General features: G+C 62.1%; 14 protein-coding genes and 1 riboswitch. Of the genes, 12 read left to right on the top strand and 2 right to left on the bottom strand.

The window, feature by feature from the left end:
• The first annotated feature begins 7 nt into the window (after positions 1 to 7).
• The gene (gene waaA, locus PSAKL28_RS24170) at positions 8 to 1,276 is read left to right on the top strand and encodes a lipid IV(A) 3-deoxy-D-manno-octulosonic acid transferase (protein WP_038615261.1); all 1,269 of its coding nucleotides are present in this window, start codon (positions 8 to 10) and stop codon (positions 1,274 to 1,276) included.
• Between the two features lie 75 nt (positions 1,277 to 1,351).
• Here the strand turns inward: waaA and PSAKL28_RS24165 are convergent, their stop codons facing one another.
• The gene (locus PSAKL28_RS24165; protein WP_038615260.1) at positions 1,352 to 2,782 is read right to left on the bottom strand and encodes a TolC family outer membrane protein; all 1,431 of its coding nucleotides are present in this window, start codon (positions 2,780 to 2,782) and stop codon (positions 1,352 to 1,354) included.
• A gap of 142 nt (positions 2,783 to 2,924) precedes the next feature.
• Positions 2,925 to 3,029: riboswitch (TPP riboswitch) on the top strand.
• A 158-nt stretch (positions 3,030 to 3,187) separates the two neighbouring features.
• Between PSAKL28_RS24165 and thiC the strand changes: the two genes are divergently transcribed.
• Together thiC and cytX are read left to right on the top strand one after the other, a co-directional pair.
• Positions 3,188 to 5,077 carry a phosphomethylpyrimidine synthase ThiC gene (thiC, locus tag PSAKL28_RS24160; RefSeq protein WP_038615258.1) on the top strand — a complete coding sequence of 630 codons (1,890 nt, stop codon included), beginning with the start codon at positions 3,188 to 3,190 and terminating at the stop codon, positions 5,075 to 5,077.
• A gap of 106 nt (positions 5,078 to 5,183) precedes the next feature.
• A complete protein-coding gene (cytX, locus tag PSAKL28_RS24155; protein WP_038615256.1) occupies positions 5,184 to 6,476 on the top strand; it encodes a putative hydroxymethylpyrimidine transporter CytX in 1,293 nt (430 codons plus the stop codon).
• Here cytX and PSAKL28_RS24150 read toward each other — a convergent pair.
• Positions 6,445 to 7,191 carry an RsiV family protein gene (locus PSAKL28_RS24150; RefSeq protein WP_038615254.1) on the bottom strand — a complete coding sequence of 249 codons (747 nt, stop codon included), beginning with the start codon at positions 7,189 to 7,191 and terminating at the stop codon, positions 6,445 to 6,447. The two genes, cytX and PSAKL28_RS24150, sit on opposite strands and share 32 nt — an antisense overlap.
• Before the next feature lie 184 nt (positions 7,192 to 7,375).
• Between PSAKL28_RS24150 and PSAKL28_RS24145 the strand changes: the two genes are divergently transcribed.
• The 9 genes from PSAKL28_RS24145 to PSAKL28_RS24105 all read left to right on the top strand — a co-directional run bounded on the left by PSAKL28_RS24145 (position 7,376) and on the right by PSAKL28_RS24105 (position 16,640).
• Positions 7,376 to 7,993, top strand: a complete 618-nt coding sequence (locus PSAKL28_RS24145; RefSeq protein ID WP_038615252.1) for an NUDIX domain-containing protein — start codon at positions 7,376 to 7,378, stop codon at positions 7,991 to 7,993.
• Positions 7,984 to 8,436, top strand: a complete 453-nt coding sequence (locus tag PSAKL28_RS24140) for a DUF1249 domain-containing protein (RefSeq protein WP_038615250.1) — start codon at positions 7,984 to 7,986, stop codon at positions 8,434 to 8,436. Before PSAKL28_RS24145 ends, PSAKL28_RS24140 begins: the two co-directional genes overlap by 10 nt.
• A gap of 84 nt (positions 8,437 to 8,520) precedes the next feature.
• On the top strand, positions 8,521 to 9,336 hold the full coding sequence (gene cpdA / locus PSAKL28_RS24135) for a 3',5'-cyclic-AMP phosphodiesterase (RefSeq protein WP_038615248.1): 816 nt from the start codon (positions 8,521 to 8,523) through the stop codon (positions 9,334 to 9,336).
• Between the two features lie 103 nt (positions 9,337 to 9,439).
• The gene (locus PSAKL28_RS24130) at positions 9,440 to 10,048 is read left to right on the top strand and encodes a YqiA/YcfP family alpha/beta fold hydrolase (RefSeq protein WP_038616995.1); all 609 of its coding nucleotides are present in this window, start codon (positions 9,440 to 9,442) and stop codon (positions 10,046 to 10,048) included.
• Positions 10,049 to 10,084: 36 nt separating this feature from the next.
• A complete protein-coding gene (parE, locus tag PSAKL28_RS24125) occupies positions 10,085 to 11,989 on the top strand; it encodes a DNA topoisomerase IV subunit B (protein WP_038615246.1) in 1,905 nt (634 codons plus the stop codon).
• Positions 11,986 to 12,972, top strand: a complete 987-nt coding sequence (locus tag PSAKL28_RS24120; protein WP_038615245.1) for an esterase-like activity of phytase family protein — start codon at positions 11,986 to 11,988, stop codon at positions 12,970 to 12,972. Before parE ends, PSAKL28_RS24120 begins: the two co-directional genes overlap by 4 nt.
• Positions 12,969 to 13,487, top strand: coding sequence for a retropepsin-like aspartic protease family protein (locus PSAKL28_RS24115; RefSeq protein ID WP_038615243.1), 519 nt, complete (start codon positions 12,969 to 12,971; stop codon positions 13,485 to 13,487). Before PSAKL28_RS24120 ends, PSAKL28_RS24115 begins: the two co-directional genes overlap by 4 nt.
• Before the next feature lie 10 nt (positions 13,488 to 13,497).
• On the top strand, positions 13,498 to 15,756 hold the full coding sequence (gene parC, locus PSAKL28_RS24110; protein ID WP_038615241.1) for a DNA topoisomerase IV subunit A: 2,259 nt from the start codon (positions 13,498 to 13,500) through the stop codon (positions 15,754 to 15,756).
• Positions 15,757 to 15,932: 176 nt separating this feature from the next.
• Positions 15,933 to 16,640 carry a PqiC family protein gene (locus PSAKL28_RS24105; RefSeq protein ID WP_075226601.1) on the top strand — a complete coding sequence of 236 codons (708 nt, stop codon included), beginning with the start codon at positions 15,933 to 15,935 and terminating at the stop codon, positions 16,638 to 16,640.
• Positions 16,641 to 16,703 lie beyond the last annotated feature (63 nt).

Below are 16,703 nucleotides of genomic sequence, written 5' to 3'. Positions count from 1 at the left end.
CGGCGCCATGAACAGAACACTCTATACCCTGCTGTTTCACCTGGGCCTGCCGCTGGTTGCGCTGCGCCTGTTCCTGCGTTCGCGCAAGGCGCCAGCCTACGCCAAGCGTATCGGCGAACGCTTCGCCATGAACCTGCCCGCCATGCGCAAGGGCGGTATCTGGGTGCATGCGGTGTCGGTGGGCGAAAGTATCGCCGCAGCGCCGATGATCCGCGCCCTGTTGCAGGCTTATCCACAGCTGCCGATCACGATTACCTGCATGACGCCGACCGGCTCCGAGCGGGTGCGGGCGATGTTTGCCGATGAGCCGCGCATTCAGCATTGCTACCTGCCCTATGACCTGCCGTGGGCGGCCGGGCGCTTTCTCGATCATGTCCAGCCGAAGCTGGCGGTGATCATGGAAACCGAGTTGTGGCCCAACCATATCCATCAGTGCGCCAAGCGCGGTATTGCCGTAGCGCTGGCCAATGCGCGCTTGTCCGAGCGGTCGGCGCGTGGCTATGCACGCTTTGCCGGCCTGACCCGGCCGATGCTGGCCGAAATGAGCCTGATCGCGGTGCAGACCGAGGCCGAAGCTGAGCGCTTTCGCCAGTTGGGCGCGCGGGCTGAATGTGTGCAGGTCACCGGTTCGATCAAGTTCGACCTGCGTATCGATGAGCAGCTGTTGCCGCGCGCTCGGGCTTTGCGTGAGCAGTGGCAGGCCGCTCAGCGCCCGGTGTGGATTGCCGCCAGCACCCATGAGGGCGAGGACGAAGTGATTCTCGCCGCGCACCGCCAGTTGCTGGAGCACCATGCCGATGCCTTGCTGATCCTGGTGCCACGGCATCCGGAGCGCTTCAACAGCGTATTTGAGTTGTGCGCGGCACAGTTCCCGACTGTCCGCCGTTCCAGTGCTGCCGCGGTGGCCGCGGATACGGCAGTGCTGCTCGGCGACACCATGGGCGAACTGCTGTTTCTTTATGCCCTGGCGGATATCGCTTTTGTCGGCGGCAGCCTGGTGCCCAATGGCGGGCATAACCTGCTGGAGCCAGCAGCTCTGTCATTGCCGGTGATTAGCGGCCCGCACCTGTTCAACTTCCTGGAGATCGCGGCGATGCTGCGCAACGCTGGCGCTTTGCAGGAGGTGGATGATGCCCAGGGGCTGGCGGCTGAGATCCGGCGACTGATCGAGTTGCCGCAGGATGCGCGGCGTATGGGCGAGGCGGGGCGGGCGGTGATGAAGGCCAACCAGGGCGCGTTGCAGCGCTTGCTGGATGGCTTGGGGCGGTTGCTCTGAAGCTTTCGCGGGGCAAGCCCGCTCCCACCGAGCAGTGTTGAATCCGGTGGGAGCGGGCTTGCCCCGCGATGCTGTTTAAGGCCGGGCGTCGAAGTTAGCCTTGGCCAATGCCGCCAGATCAGGTGGCAGGAAGTCTTTGTCCGGGTTGTAGTCCGGCTTCAGATAGCGGCTCAGGTCGGTCAGGTCCTGCGGGCTCAAGGTGCCCGCCGCCTGCTTCAGGCGCAGGTTGTCGAGGATGTAGTCGTAGCGGGTGTTGTTGTAGTCACGCACCGAGGTGTACAGCTGGCGCTGGGCATCGAGCACGTCGACGATGTTGCGGGTACCGACCTGGTAACCGATCTCGGTGGCTTCCAGAGCGCTCTGGTTGGAGATGATCGACTGCTTGCGTGCCTGCACCTGCTCCACGTCGGTATTGACCGCACGGTGCAGGTTGCGGGTGTTTTCCACCACCTGGCGACGCAGGCTTTCACGCTGCTGTTCGCTCTGGCTCAGGCGCTGATAGGCCTCGCGCACTTGCGAGCTGGTCAGGCCGCCGCTGTAGATCGGAATATTCAACTGCAGGCCAACGCTGGTCTGTTCGACGTCGCCGCTGATGGGCCCGCCGAGGTTGGGGTTGGTGAAACCGAGGTTGTCGTTGTCGCCTTTCTGGTACTGCGCTACCGCATCCAGGGTTGGCGCGTGCCCGGCCTTGCGCTGGCGCAGGGTTTCTTCGGCGGCGGTGACGGCGTAGTTGGTCGCTTGCAGGTTGAGGTTCTGCTTGCCGGCGGTTTCGACCCAGGACGTGGCGTCATTCGGTACCGGGACCTGCACCGGCAGGGTGTGGCGGATGCCCTGGATCGCGTCGTAGTTGCGGTTGGTCAGGGTGATCAGTGCTTCGAACGCGTCATCGACCTGGCGTTGCGCGACGATCCGGTTGGCCCGGGCCGTGTCGTAACTGGCCTGGGATTGCAGGACGTCGGTCTTGTCCGAAAGGCCGACATCGAAGCGTTCATTGGACTGATCCAGCTGACGCTTGAAAGCGGCTTCTTCGGCTTTGGTCGACGCCAGGTTGTCCTGGGCGCGCAGCACCGCAAAATAGTTCTCGGCTGTTTGCAGGATCAGGTTCTGTTCAGTGGCCGACAACTCCAGCGCCGCCTGTTCATTGACCGCTTCGGCAGCCTGCAACTGGAACCAGCGATCGGCACGGAACACCGGTTGGGCCAGGGTTGCCGACCAGGAATTGCCGCTGCGGTTGGAGGTAGTCGATGGTTCATCGAGCTTGGTCCGGGTGCTCTGCATCTCGGCACCGGCCGAGAGATTTGGCAGCAGGCCGGCCCGGGCCTGGGGTACCACTTCCTTTTGCGCGCCATAGTTGGCACGGGCTGCGGCGAGGTCGGCGTTGTTATCCACAGCCTCCTGATAGACGCTGACCAGATCGGTTTTCGCTGACAAGGGCGCGTCTGCTGCCCAGGCCATTCCGTTGATAGCACAAGACACGGCAAGGGCCAGTGAAAGTTTGCGCAGCATAGGGCGATCCTTGAACGATTGAGTCTTTCTGAACCGGTGAGTGTAGATGCGCGGGCACTTTGCAACAATCGGCCAATTACACCATTTATCGTCACCGTGTTTGTACTGTTGGCTTTGCAGCGGCGTCCAGTCTAGACTGGGCGCGTTCTTGTCGGGGTGCCTTGCGTTGAGGCTGAGATCGGATAATCCGGATCCCGTTGAACCTGATCAGGTTAGCGCCTGCGTAGGGAACAAGATTTCTCGCTTTCCCGGCGAGTCTCTTGTGTCAGGTCCGGGAATGTCGAGCCAGCCGTAAGTAGCTGCAGGCATCCCCGCACATCTGGCACAGCACCGCTCCTGGTGCGTCCGTGCCTTTCAGGTTCTCCCCGACATTCCACTGCTAGGAAGCCGTCTGGAGAGCCTGTGATGAGTAAACAAGAAAAATACCTGACCAATCTGAGTGAGTCGGCCCAGGTCGATCAGCAGTCCGTACAGCCGTTCACCCGTTCGCGCAAAATCTATGTCGAAGGCTCGCGCCCGGACATCCGCGTGCCGATGCGTGAAATCAGCCTGGACGACACTCCGACCGATTTCGGCGGTGAAGCCAACGCGCCGGTGCTGGTCTACGACACTTCCGGCCCCTACACCGACCCCAATGTCGTCATCGACGTGCGCAAAGGCCTGAGCGATGTGCGTTCGGCCTGGATTGACGCCCGTGGTGACACCGAGCGCCTGCCCGGGTTGTCGTCGGACTTCGGCCAGCAGCGTCTGGCGGATGCCGAGCTGACCAAGCTGCGTTTTGCCCATGTGCGCAATCCGCGCCGGGCCAAGGCCGGCGCCAACGTCAGCCAGATGCACTACGCGCGCCAGGGCATCATCACCGCCGAGATGGAATACGTCGCCATCCGCGAGAACATGAAGCTGCAGGAAGCCCGCGCCGCCGGCCTGCTCGACCAGCAGCACCCGGGCCACAGCTTCGGTGCCAGCATCCCCAAGGAAATCACCGCCGAGTTCGTCCGTGAGGAGATCGCCCGTGGTCGCGCGATCATTCCGGCCAACATCAACCACGTTGAACTGGAGCCGATGATCATCGGCCGCAACTTCTTGGTGAAGATCAACGGCAACATCGGTAACAGTGCGCTGGGCTCTTCGATCGAAGAAGAAGTGGCCAAGCTGACCTGGGGTATCCGTTGGGGTTCGGACACGGTCATGGACCTGTCCACCGGCAAGCACATCCACGAAACCCGCGAGTGGATCATCCGCAACTCGCCCGTGCCGATCGGTACCGTGCCAATCTACCAGGCCCTGGAAAAGGTCAATGGCGTCGCCGAAGACCTGACCTGGGAGCTGTTTCGCGACACCCTGATCGAGCAGGCCGAGCAGGGCGTGGACTACTTCACCATTCACGCCGGCGTGCTGTTGCGTTATGTGCCGCTGACCGCCAAGCGCGTTACCGGTATCGTCAGCCGTGGTGGTTCGATCATGGCCAAGTGGTGCCTGGCGCATCACAAAGAGAACTTCCTCTACACCCATTTCGACGAAATCTGCGAAATCATGAAGGCCTACGACGTCAGCTTCTCGCTGGGCGACGGCCTGCGTCCGGGTTCGATTGCTGATGCCAACGATGCGGCGCAATTCGGCGAACTGGAGACCCTTGGCGAACTGACCAAGATCGCCTGGAAACACGATGTCCAGTGCATGATCGAGGGCCCTGGCCACGTGCCGATGCAGTTGATCAAGGAGAACATGGACAAGCAGCTGGAATGCTGCGACGAAGCACCGTTCTACACCCTCGGCCCGCTGACCACTGATATTGCCCCGGGTTACGACCACATCACCTCCGGTATCGGTGCGGCGATGATCGGCTGGTTCGGTTGCGCCATGCTCTGCTACGTGACGCCCAAGGAGCACCTGGGCCTGCCGAACAAGGATGACGTCAAGACCGGGATCATCACCTACAAGATCGCCGCTCACGCTGCCGACCTTGCCAAGGGCCATCCGGGCGCGCAGATCCGTGACAATGCCTTGTCCAAGGCGCGCTTCGAGTTCCGTTGGGAAGACCAGTTCAACCTTGGCCTGGATCCGGACACCGCACGTTCGTTCCATGACGAAACCCTGCCCAAGGATTCGGCCAAGGTCGCGCACTTCTGCTCGATGTGCGGGCCGAAGTTCTGCTCGATGAAAATTACCCAGGAAGTGCGTGAGTACGCCGTCAACCAGCGCATTGATGCGGTGGATGTGGCGGTCGAGGACGGCATGCGCGAGCAGGCCGAGCGGTTCCGCCAGGAAGGCAGCCAGTTGTACAAGAAGGTGTAACCGCATCGCGGGGCAAGCCCGCTCCCACAGAGATTACCTGTGGGAGCGGGCTTGCCCCGCGATAGGCCCCTAAGAACAAAAACTACTCCCTGTCGAGATCACCTTTGTGAGCACACCCAGCCAGTTTTCCCCCGATCACCCGGTAACCACCGGGCAACGCGTCCTCAGCGGTCGCGACCTCTGTTCCCTATGGTTCTCCCTAGGCATCGGCCTGATGGTCCTGCAGACCGGCGCCTTGCTCGGTCCCGGCCTGGGCCTGGCCAACGCCGTGCTGGCGATCATCATCGGTACCAGCGTGGGGGTCTTGCTGTTGGCGGCGGTCGGCGTCATCGGCAGCGATACCGGCCTGTCGTCCATGGCGGCCCTGCGGCGCAGTCTCGGTCGCGAAGGCGCCCGCCTGCCAGCGCTGCTCAACCTGCTGCAGCTGATCGGCTGGGGCTCGTTCGAAATTATCGTCATGCGTGATGCCGCCAGTCTGCTCGGCGCCCGCGCCTTCGGCGAAGGCAGTGCGCTGACCAACCCCTTGCTGTGGACCTTGTGCTTCGGCGCCCTGGCAACCCTGCTGGCGGTCAGCGGGCCGCTGACTTTCGTGCGCAAGATCCTGCGCAAATGGGGCATCTGGCTGTTGCTCGGGGCCTGCCTGTGGCTGACCTGGAACCTGTTTGCCAAAGCCGATCTCGCCGCCCTGTGGGCACGTGCCGGTGATGGCTCGATGTCGCTGGCGGTGGGCATCGACATCGCCATTGCCATGCCGTTGTCGTGGCTGCCGTTGATTGCCGACTATTCCCGCTTCAGCCGCCATGGCAGCCGGGTGTTTTTCGGTACGGCGCTGGGTTACTTTGTCGGCAACGTGTGGATGATGAGTCTGGGTGTGGCTTATACCCTGGCCTTCGCGCCAGCGGGCGAGGTCAATACCTTGCTGTTGGCGCTGGCCGGTGCCGGTATCGGTATTCCCTTGCTGCTGATTCTGCTCGATGAATCAGAAAAGGCCTTCGCCGACATCCATTCGGCGGCGGTATCAACCGGCCTGCTGATTCGCTTGAAGGTCGAGCATCTGGCATTGGCCATCGGTGTGCTGTGCACCTTGATCGCCTGCTTCGCGCCGCTGGCGCAGTACCAGAACTTCCTGCTGCTGATCGGCTCGGTGTTCGCCCCGCTGTTCGGCGTGGTGCTGGTCGATCATTTCGTCGTGCGTCGCCGTCGCAGTGACGCCAGTCCGATCCAGAGCCTGCACTGGCGCGCTCTGGTCGCCTGGGCCTGCGGCGTCGCCACCTACCATCTGCTGGCGCATTACGCTGCCGATCTCGGCTCGACCCTGCCTGCCTTGCTGCTGGCAGGGTGCGTGTACTGGGCGGCAGCGCCGTCGGTCAGCCGCGACCCGGAAACAACTCCGGCTTGATCACACCGTTCAGGCGCGGGTAGGGGATCTTCAGTTCGATGTGGCCCATGGAATACGGGGCGATGGCATACACTTCGTACTTGAGCACTACCGCGCCGTAGGTCAGGGCGATATGCGGGGTCTGGCGGAACGGCCAGGTTTTGACGAACTCGGCGTCCTTGTCCATGCCGGTGCTGATCAGCCAGGCCCTGTGGGCTTCCTCGGCAGTTTTCCAGAATGTCGCTTCCTGACCCGGCACCAGCATGTCCTGCAGGGTCAGGACCTTGTCCTGCTGACGCGAGTAGTTGATGAAGCCACGCCCCGGCATGCCATGGGCGCCACCGGTGTCCAGATAGCTGGACAGTTCGATGATCACCAGTCCGTCATGCTGCTCGCGTACCTTGGCTTGCAAGTAGCTGCTGTTGCGGGTCTCGGCGGTGGCCATGAACTGGTCTTCGTAGGCCTTGAGCGAAGCGGGCAGGGCGCTGTGCTGGTTGTCCTGGGTCATTTGCAACAGACGTTTTTCGACGATTGCGTCCAGTTTCGGGTTGGCCGGGAAGTGAATGGTGTCGATATTGACCAGCGGGCAATCGGCCGTGTTGCAACCGGGCTTGATGTGCTCCCAGCGGTCGCGCTTGACCTCCAGTGGCGTGCGCATGTTGGGCTGGAACAGGCTTTGACAAGCGCCCAGGGCCAAGGCCAGCACGGCCACGGTAGTTAGTTTCACAAGCGTCATGATGATCCTTGTAAGGCAAAGGTGATCGGGCTTGGACCGTCGGCAAGGCCTTCAGTTCGCCACTAAGCTGAATATCAGCAGGCTGTCTATCCTCGCAGCCCGGCCTACAAGTTGAAAGGGGTGAAACGTGGCGGTGCGCAGGTTAGGATGGCGCGATGCAGTACACGAGGTTATGAGGATTTCCATGTCAGACACGCTGAAACCTGTGCCCACGGACGTCGAGATCGTCGAAAGGGTCAACTGCTTCAAAGGCTTCTACCAGCTTGACCGGGTTCGCTTGCGCCACGAGCTGTTCGCCGGTGGCATGGGGCGCGAGATCAGCCGTGAGCTGTTCGTTCGCCATGATGCCGTCTGTGTGCTGCCCTACGATCCTGTGCGTGATGAAGTGGTGCTGATCGAGCAGTTTCGCGTCGGTGCCATGGGCAAGGTCGCCAACCCCTGGTTGATCGAACTGGTCGCTGGTCTGATCGATAAAGATGAAGTACCGGAAGAAGTTGCACACCGCGAAGCGCAGGAGGAAGCTGGGCTTGTGTTCAAAGCGCTGTGGCCGATGACCCGGTATTTCCCGTCACCTGGCGGCAGCGATGAGTTCGTTCATTTGTTTCTGGGCCAGTGCAGCAGCGTTGGGGCGGGCGGCCTGCACGGGCTGGAGGAAGAGGGTGAAGACATTCGCGTCAAGGTCTGGGCGTTCGAGGATGCCATGCAGGCCGTGCGCGATGGGCTGATCGCCAATGCGGCAAGCATTATTGCCCTGCAATGGCTGGCCTTGAATCGAGATGAAGTCAGGGGGCTATGGTCGTGAATCTGTTGCGCGAACGCTACCGGGTCGATCTGGTCGGGTTGCAGGCTGCCTGCGAGGCCAACTATGCGCGTTTGATGCGCTTGTTGCCGGACATGCGCAGCACCATGAGTTCGCGCCGCATCGGTATGACCCAGGGTGACCAGATGCTCGGTGTGCTGGTCCTTGATGTGGTGCTCGCCTGTCCCTACACCACCACCCTGCGCGTGCGCCAGGAGCACAGCCTGCCATGGCTGCCGGTACCACAGCTGGAAGTGCAGGTGTATCACGATGCGCGCATGGCCGAAGTGGTCAGCGCCGAGCACGCCCGGCGTTTTCGCAGCATCTATCCTTACCCGAATGCGGCGATGCACCAGCCTGACGAAAAAGCTCAGCTCAATCTGTTCCTCGGTGAGTGGCTCAGTCACTGTCTGGCCTGCGGCCATGAGTTGGCCGCAGTTCGCTGAAATGTGACGGCGGTCGTTTTCGCGTATTTGCTCAAGCGCCGCTTGCCGCCATAATCGCGCTGAATCCTTTCAAGGAGTCGGCCCTTGCCGCAACAATCGATCCCGCATAGCGATGCACCCTTGTACCTGGTGCAACTGACTGACAGTCATCTGTTTGCCGATGGGCAGGGTACGCTGTTGGGCATGAACACCCGCGACAGCCTGCAGCGGGTGGTCGAACGAGTGCGTGAAGAGCAGCCGCGGATCGACCTGCTGCTGGCTACTGGCGATTTGTCTCAGGACGGCAGCGAAGCCTCCTACGAATTTTTTCGTGATTTGACGGCAAGCCTCGGGGCCCCGGCCCGCTGGCTCGCCGGTAACCATGACGAGCCTGTGCCGATGGAGCGCGTGGCGCAGGGCAGTGATCTGCTCAAACCGCTGGTCGATATCGGTAACTGGCGCATCCTGATGCTTAATTCAGCGGTGCCGGGATCGGTGCCGGGCGTGCTCGATGAGCGCCAGTTGGCGCTGCTCGAGCAGTCCCTGAAAGAGGCGCCCGAGCGTCATCACCTGATCTGTTTCCACCACCAGCCGGTACCCATCGGTTGCTCCTGGATGGCACCGATCGGCCTGCGCAATGGCGACGCACTGTTTGCCCTGCTGAACGGTTATCCACAGGCGCGGGCCTTGCTGTGGGGGCATGTGCACCAGGAATGGGATGAGCGGCGTGACGGTCTGCGGCTATTGGCCTCACCCTCCACCTGCATTCAGTTCGAGCCCGGCAGTGAGGACTTCAAGGTCGGTGAGCAGGCTCCCGGCTACCGCTGGTTGCGCTTGCATGGCAATGGCTCGATCGAGACCGGAGTCTCGCGGGTAACCGGCTTCGCGTTCACGGTCGACTATGAAGGCGACGGCTATTAAGTGTTGCTGAATGGGTGAAACTGCTCCATCTGCCGTTGAACAGGCTAAAATGCGCGCTTTCCTGCCTGGCACCGTCAGGCGATTGAAGTACACCGGGGGCGGCATGTCGGGTTCGATTCTCTATATACACGGGTTCAACAGCGCGCCCTCGTCCAAGAAAGCCTGCCAATTGATTGCAGTGATGGAGCAGATCGGCCTGGGCGAACGCCTGCGGGTGCCAGCGCTGCACCATCACCCGCGCCAGGCCACGGCCCAGCTCGAAGCCGCGATTGCCGAGCTCGAAGCGCCATTACTGGTCGGCAGCTCGCTCGGCGGCTACTATGCCACCCACCTGGCCGAGCGCCACGGGCTAAAAGCATTGCTGATCAACCCGGCGGTCAACCCGCACCGGCGTTTCGATGGCTTTCTGGGCACTCAGCAGAACCACTACACCGGTGAGTCCTGGGAGCTGACCCTCGATCATGTGCAGGCCCTGGCCGAGCTCGAGGTGGCGCCGCCTACGGATGCCGGGCGCTATCAGGTCTGGCTGCAAACCGCCGATGAAACCCTGGACTACCGCCAGGCCGAACAGTTCTACCGGGCCTGCGCGCTGCGCATCCAGGCCGGTGGCGATCACAGCTTCCAGGGCTTCGCCGAGCGCCTGCCAGCCTTGTTGAGCTTTGCTGGCATTGCGCCACAGCAGTATCAAACGCTCGATTTTTCTGTATTTTGATGACTTATTTTCACCCACGACTGACGACGAGTACCCATGGCCATTCCCAGCGCTAGTGCCTATAACGCAGACGCCATCGAAGTCCTCTCGGGCCTTGACCCGGTGCGCAAACGCCCGGGCATGTACACCGACACCAGCCGGCCGAACCACCTGGCCCAGGAAGTCATCGACAACAGTGTCGACGAAGCCCTGGCCGGGCACGCCAAGTCGGTGCAGGTGATCCTGCACGCCGACCATTCGCTGGAAGTGTCCGATGACGGTCGCGGCATGCCCGTGGATATCCACCCGGAAGAGGGTGTTTCCGGGGTCGAACTGATCCTTACCAAGCTGCACGCCGGCGGCAAGTTCTCCAACAAGAACTACCAGTTCTCCGGTGGTCTGCACGGCGTGGGTATTTCCGTGGTCAACGCCTTGTCCAGTCAGGTGCGGGTCAAGGTCAAGCGCGATGGCAACGAGTACCAGATGACCTTCGCCGACGGCTACAAGGCCACCGAGCTGGAAGTCGTCGGTACAGTTGGCAAGCGCAATACCGGCACCAGCGTGTATTTCGCGCCGGACCCGAAGTATTTCGATTCACCGAAGTTTTCCATCAGCCGCCTCAAGCACGTGCTCAAGGCCAAGGCGGTCTTGTGCCCGGGGCTGCTGGTCAGCTTCGAAGACAAGGCCAGCGGCGAAAAAGTCGAATGGCACTATGAAGACGGTCTGCGTTCCTACCTGGTCGACTCGGTCAGCGAGTTCCTGCGCCTGCCCGATGAGCCGTTCTGCGGCAGCCTGGCGGGGAACAAGGAAGCTGCCGACTGGGCCCTGTTGTGGTTGCCCGAGGGCGGCGACAGCATCCAGGAAAGCTACGTCAACCTGATTCCTACCGCTCAGGGCGGCACGCACGTCAACGGCCTGCGCCAAGGCTTGCTCGATGCCATGCGCGAGTTCTGCGAGTTCCGCAATCTGTTGCCTCGTGGTGTCAAGCTGGCACCCGAAGATGTCTGGGAACGCATCAGCTTCGTCCTGTCGATGAAAATGCAGGAGCCGCAATTCTCCGGGCAGACCAAGGAACGCCTGTCGTCCCGTGAGGCCGCTGCGTTCGTCTCCGGGGTGGTCAAGGACGCCTTCAGCCTGTGGCTCAATGCGAACCCCGAGCTGGGCATGCAGCTTGCCGAGCTGGCCATCAACAATGCCGGACGTCGACTCAAAGCCAGCAAGAAGGTCGAACGCAAGCGCGTTACCCAGGGGCCGGCATTGCCGGGCAAGCTGGCTGACTGCGCCGGGCAGGACCCGATGCGAGCCGAGCTGTTCCTGGTCGAGGGTGACTCGGCAGGCGGTTCGGCCAAGCAGGCGCGCGACAAGGAGTTTCAGGCGATCCTGCCGCTGCGCGGCAAGATCCTCAACACCTGGGAAGTCGACGGTGGTGAAGTCCTGGCCAGCCAGGAGGTGCACAACATCGCCGTGGCCATCGGTGTCGATCCCGGTGCTGCCGACATGAGCCAGCTGCGCTACGGCAAGATCTGCATCCTCGCCGACGCCGACTCCGACGGTCTGCACATTGCCACCTTGCTTTGCGCTCTGTTCGTCCAGCACTTCCGTCCGCTGGTCGAGGCCGGTCACGTCTACGTGGCCATGCCGCCGCTGTACCGCATCGACCTGGGCAAGGAAATCTACTACGCCCTCGATGAAGCCGAGCGTGATGGCATCCTCGATCGCCTGGTCGCCGAGAAGAAGCGCGGCAAGCCGCAGGTCACGCGATTCAAAGGCCTTGGTGAAATGAACCCGCCGCAGCTGCGTGAAACCACCATGGATCCGAACACCCGCCGTCTGGTCCAGTTGACCCTGGACGATCTGGACGGCACCCGCGAAATCATGGACATGCTGCTGGCCAAGAAGCGTGCCGGAGACCGCAAGAACTGGCTGGAGTCCAAAGGCAACCTGGCCGAGGTCCTGGCTTGATTCGTTCACTCCTGGCAGCAGTGCTTGGCGTTTTTGCCCTGTCATCACAGGCCGCGCCGTGGCCGGAGTTGAAGTTTGTCGCCGAGTACCCGGTCGAGGGCATGCGCGGCGGCAACCTGTCGGGCCTGGCGCTGTGCAAGGGTGAGCTATGGACGGTGTCAGACCGCGATGACGACCTGATTTACCGGCTCAATACCCAGGCGCCGGTATGGCAGGCCGAATCGGTGCCGGTGGCGGCGCCGCCGGTGCCGGATAGCGGCTTGCCCTGGGGGATTCGTTCGCGAACCTGGGCAGTCGGTAAGGTTCGTGGCGGCGATCTGGATTTCGAAGGCATCAGTTGTGATGCCGCCGGTAACCGCTACCTGGTCAGCGAGGCCCATGCTGGCGTGTTGCAGGTTCCGGTCGACGGCGAGCCGAACTGGCTGAAGATCGACCCGAGCATGGTGCGTCAGGCGCGGGCCAGCGGCATGCTCCTACATTTCAACGCCCTGTTCGAAGGCCTGGCGGTGAGTCCGGCCGGTGATCGCATCTGGTTGGCGGCCGAGCGCGAGCGCCGCGGGCTGTTGCTGATCAATCGCCAGCAGACCGTCTGGAGTTGCGGCGATGGCTGTGTGCTGCTCAGCGAGGCCGGGGTCGAAATGCAGCCGCCGCAGATGCCCGGCGCGCGCGCGCTACCACGGGATTTTGCTGACCTGGCACTGTTCAACGGCAAGCTGTTCACCCTGGAACGCAACGCCCATCGTATCTGTCGGCGCGACACGGCGAGTGCCAAGGTCGAGCGCTGCTGGTCGTACGCTGAAGGTGGCTTGACCGAGCCGCGTCTGTACGCCCAGCCTTTTGGCCTGGCCGAGGCGTTGGTGATCGATGCCGAAGGCGCCTGGATCGGTTTGGACAACAATGGTGCAACCCGCAACGACGGCGAGTCGCGGCCGGTTGTCTGGCGTTTTGCCGCTCCAGCTGGCGGCTGGAGCAGTAAATCGTGAGTCAGCCTCCAGGCAAGCGTGCTGGCAGAGTACTGCTGGTCCTGGCCTGGGCGGCCGGATTGTTCCTGGCCACACGTTTTTTCGGTGATTGGGAGCAGCGTCAGGCCAACCCCAATGCACAGGTCCGTTCCCAGCACGGCGAAGGTTTTATCGAGGTGCAGCTGGCAGGTAACGGCCAGGGCCACTTTGTCGCCGATGGTCAGATCAATGGCCAGGCAGTACATTTTCTCCTCGATACCGGTGCCACCGACGTGGCAGTTCCCGAACGGCTGGCCGCAACCCTTGATCTTGAGCGTGGTGCCCCGGTGATGCTGAGTACCGCCAATGGCCGGACCCAGGGCTATCGAACCCGCCTTGGCACGCTGCAACTGGGTGACATCCTGCTGCGCGAGGTGCGCGCCCTGGTGGTGCCAGGGCTGGATGGCGACCAGGTACTACTGGGCATGAGTGCTCTGAAACAACTCGAATTTACCCAGCGTGGTGGCACCTTGCTGCTGCGCCAGAACCTGAAATGATGAGGCCCGCATGAGCGACTCCCTTGATCTCAGCCTCGATGGCGTAGAGCGCCGGTCACTGGCTGACTTCACCGAACAGGCCTACCTCAACTACTCCATGTACGTGATCATGGACCGCGCCTTGCCGCATATCGGCGACGGCCTGAAGCCGGTGCAGCGACGCATCGTCTATGCCATGAGCGAACTGGGCCTGGACGCCGACTCCAAGCACAAGAAGTCGGCGCGTACCGTGGGTGACGTACTCGGCAAGTTCCACCCCCACGGCGACTCGGCGTGCTATGAAGCCATGGTGCTGATGGCCCAGCCGTTCAGCTACCGCTACACCCTGGTCGATGGCCAGGGCAACTGGGGTGCGCCGGACGATCCGAAATCGTTCGCCGCCATGCGTTATACCGAGGCGCGCCTGTCGCGCTACTCCGAAGTGTTGCTCAGCGAGTTGGGCCAGGGCACTGCCGACTGGGTACCGAACTTCGACGGTACCCTGGATGAACCTGCGGTACTGCCGGCACGTTTGCCGAACATCCTGCTCAACGGCACCACCGGTATTGCCGTAGGCATGGCCACCGACGTGCCGCCGCACAACCTGCGCGAAGTCGCCAGCGCCTGCGTGCGCCTGCTGGACGAGCCGAAAGCTACGGTCGAGCAGCTTTGCGAGCATATCCAGGGCCCGGATTACCCGACCGAAGCGGAGATCATCACCCCGCGCGCGGAACTGCTGAAAATTTACGAAAGCGGTCGCGGCTCGGTGCGCATGCGCGCGGTCTACCGCATTGAAGATGGCGATATCGTTGTCACGGCACTGCCGCATCAGGTCTCCGGGGCCAAAGTGCTGGAGCAGATCGCCGCACAGATGCAGGCCAAGAAGCTGCCGATGGTGGCAGACCTGCGCGATGAGTCGGACCACGAAAACCCGTGCCGCATTGTGATCATCGCCCGCTCCAACCGGGTTGACCTCGACGAGCTGATGCAGCACCTGTTCGCCACCACCGACCTTGAGTCCAGCTACCGGGTCAACGTCAACATTATCGGCCTGGATGGTCGTCCGCAGCTGAAGAACCTGCGTGCGCTGCTGGTCGAATGGCTTGAGTTCCGCGTACAGACCGTGCGCCGCCGCCTGCAATTCCGTCTGGACAAGGTCGAGCGCCGCCTGCACCTGCTCGAAGGTTTGCTGGTTGCGTTCCTCAACCTGGATGAAGTGATCCACATCATCCGTACCGAGGATCAGCCCAAAGCCGCGCTGATCGCGCGCTTCGACCTGACTGAAACCCAGGCCGAGTACATCCTCGAAACCCGCCTGCGCCAGCTGGCGCGGCTGGAAGAGATGAAGATCCGCAATGAGCAGGACGAGCTGGCCAAGGAGCAAGCCAAACTGATCGCGCTGCTGGGCAGCGAAAGCAAGCTGCGCAAACTGGTGCGTGCCGAGCTGATCAAGGATGCTGAAACCTACGGCGACAATCGTCGTTCGCCGATCGTCGAGCGTGCTGAAGCCAAGGCGCTGTCGGAAAATGAATTGATGCCGACCGAGCCGGTGACGGTGGTGCTGTCGGAAAAAGGCTGGGTACGTTGCGCCAAAGGCCATGATATCGACGCCACGGGCCTGTCCTACAAGGCCGGTGACGGTTTCAAGACCGCCGCCGCCGGGCGCTCCAATCAGTTTGCCGTGTTCATCGACACCACCGGACGCAGCTATTCGGTTGCCGCGCATACCTTGCCTTCGGCACGCGGCCAGGGCGAACCGCTGACCGGTCGTCTGACGCCGCCGCCGGGGGCGGGCTTCGAGTGTGTGCTGCTGCCTGAAGATGATGCGCTGTATGTAATCGCCTCCGACGCCGGCTACGGCTTCGTGGTCAAAGGCGAAGACCTGCAGGCCAAGAACAAGGCCGGCAAGGCGTTGCTCAGCCTTCCCAATGGCGCCAAGGTCATAGCCCCGCGTGCGGTGGCTGACCGCGAGCTGAACTGGCTGGCAGCGGTGACTACCGAAGGTCGTCTGTTGATCTTCAAGATCAGCGACCTGCCACAGCTGGGCAAAGGCAAGGGCAACAAGATCATCGGGATTCCCGGCGACCGGGTTGCCAGCCGTGAGGAGTTCGTCACCGATCTGGCGGTCATTGCCGATGGCGCCACTCTTGTGTTGCAGGCCGGTAAGCGTACGCTGTCACTGAAGGCCGATGACCTTGAGCATTACAAAGGGGAGCGTGGCCGTCGAGGTAATAAACTGCCACGGGGCTTCCAGCGGGTTGATGCGTTGTTGGTGGAAAATCCCGTATAAGCCGGGACAGAGGCTGCGAATGGGTAAATTAGCGCCCGTTCGTGGTTGAAACACTGGAGTCGTGCCGCTATTTCGCGGATGATAGGGCCCTTGCGGTGCCAGCGTAGCTGTGTGCCCGAATGAATCTATGTGAGTATCACTGCGGTTTGCCTTGTGGCGACCGCCTGGATGGGATGATGAAATTTCTGCGCCTTCCGTTTGTTCTGCTGATGAGTGGCGTGCTCGGTCTGGCCGGTTGCAGCATGCACCAGCCGGTATCCCTGTATCAGCTCGACAGTGGTGAGCCTGGCCAGCCCAAGCAAAGCGCGGGCATGGCTGTCGTGCTCGGCCCGGTATCGGTTGCCGACTACCTGCAGCGCGAGACCCTGCTGCAGCGCCAGTCCGATGGCAGCTTGACCGCAGCGACCGATGGCCGCTGGGCTGGCAGCCTGTCGGCAGATATCGATCAGTTGCTGGTCCGTCAGCTGGCCTGGCGCCTGGACAGCCAGCGCGTAGTGCTGGCACCGGCTAATACCGGCTTCACGCCGGATGTGCAGGTCCTTCTGTCGATTACCCGTCTGGACTCCGGCACTAACCAGCCGGCGATTCTGGATGCCCAGTGGCGCTTGCTTGATCGCCGTGGCCAGGTCCGGGACAACCGCATCGTTCATCTGGAGCAGCAGCACCAGGGTAGCTCGGCGGCACAGGTTCAGGCCCAGGGACAGTTGCTGCAAAAGCTCGCTGAGCAGTTGAGTATTGCCCTCAAGCCTCTGGCCAACCAGCCTCCGATTGTTGAAGAGACGCCGAAGAAGGCCGCGCCGGTGCAGGTGCGCAAAGAGCCGGAGAAGCCAAAGATTCCTCTGGCGACGCCGATTCGTACCGATCTGGAAGTGTTCCGCTTCTAAGCAAGTACCCATAAAAAAGCCCGCAGCGATGCGGGCTTTTTTGTGGCTGTGGTATTGAGGTTG

The sequence above is a fragment of the Pseudomonas alkylphenolica genome (genome assembly GCF_000746525.1).
GTDB classification, from domain to species: domain Bacteria; phylum Pseudomonadota; class Gammaproteobacteria; order Pseudomonadales; family Pseudomonadaceae; genus Aquipseudomonas; species Aquipseudomonas alkylphenolica.
Note: the sequence above shows the minus strand (reverse complement) of the source record. Positions and strands in the feature narration are given on the sequence as shown.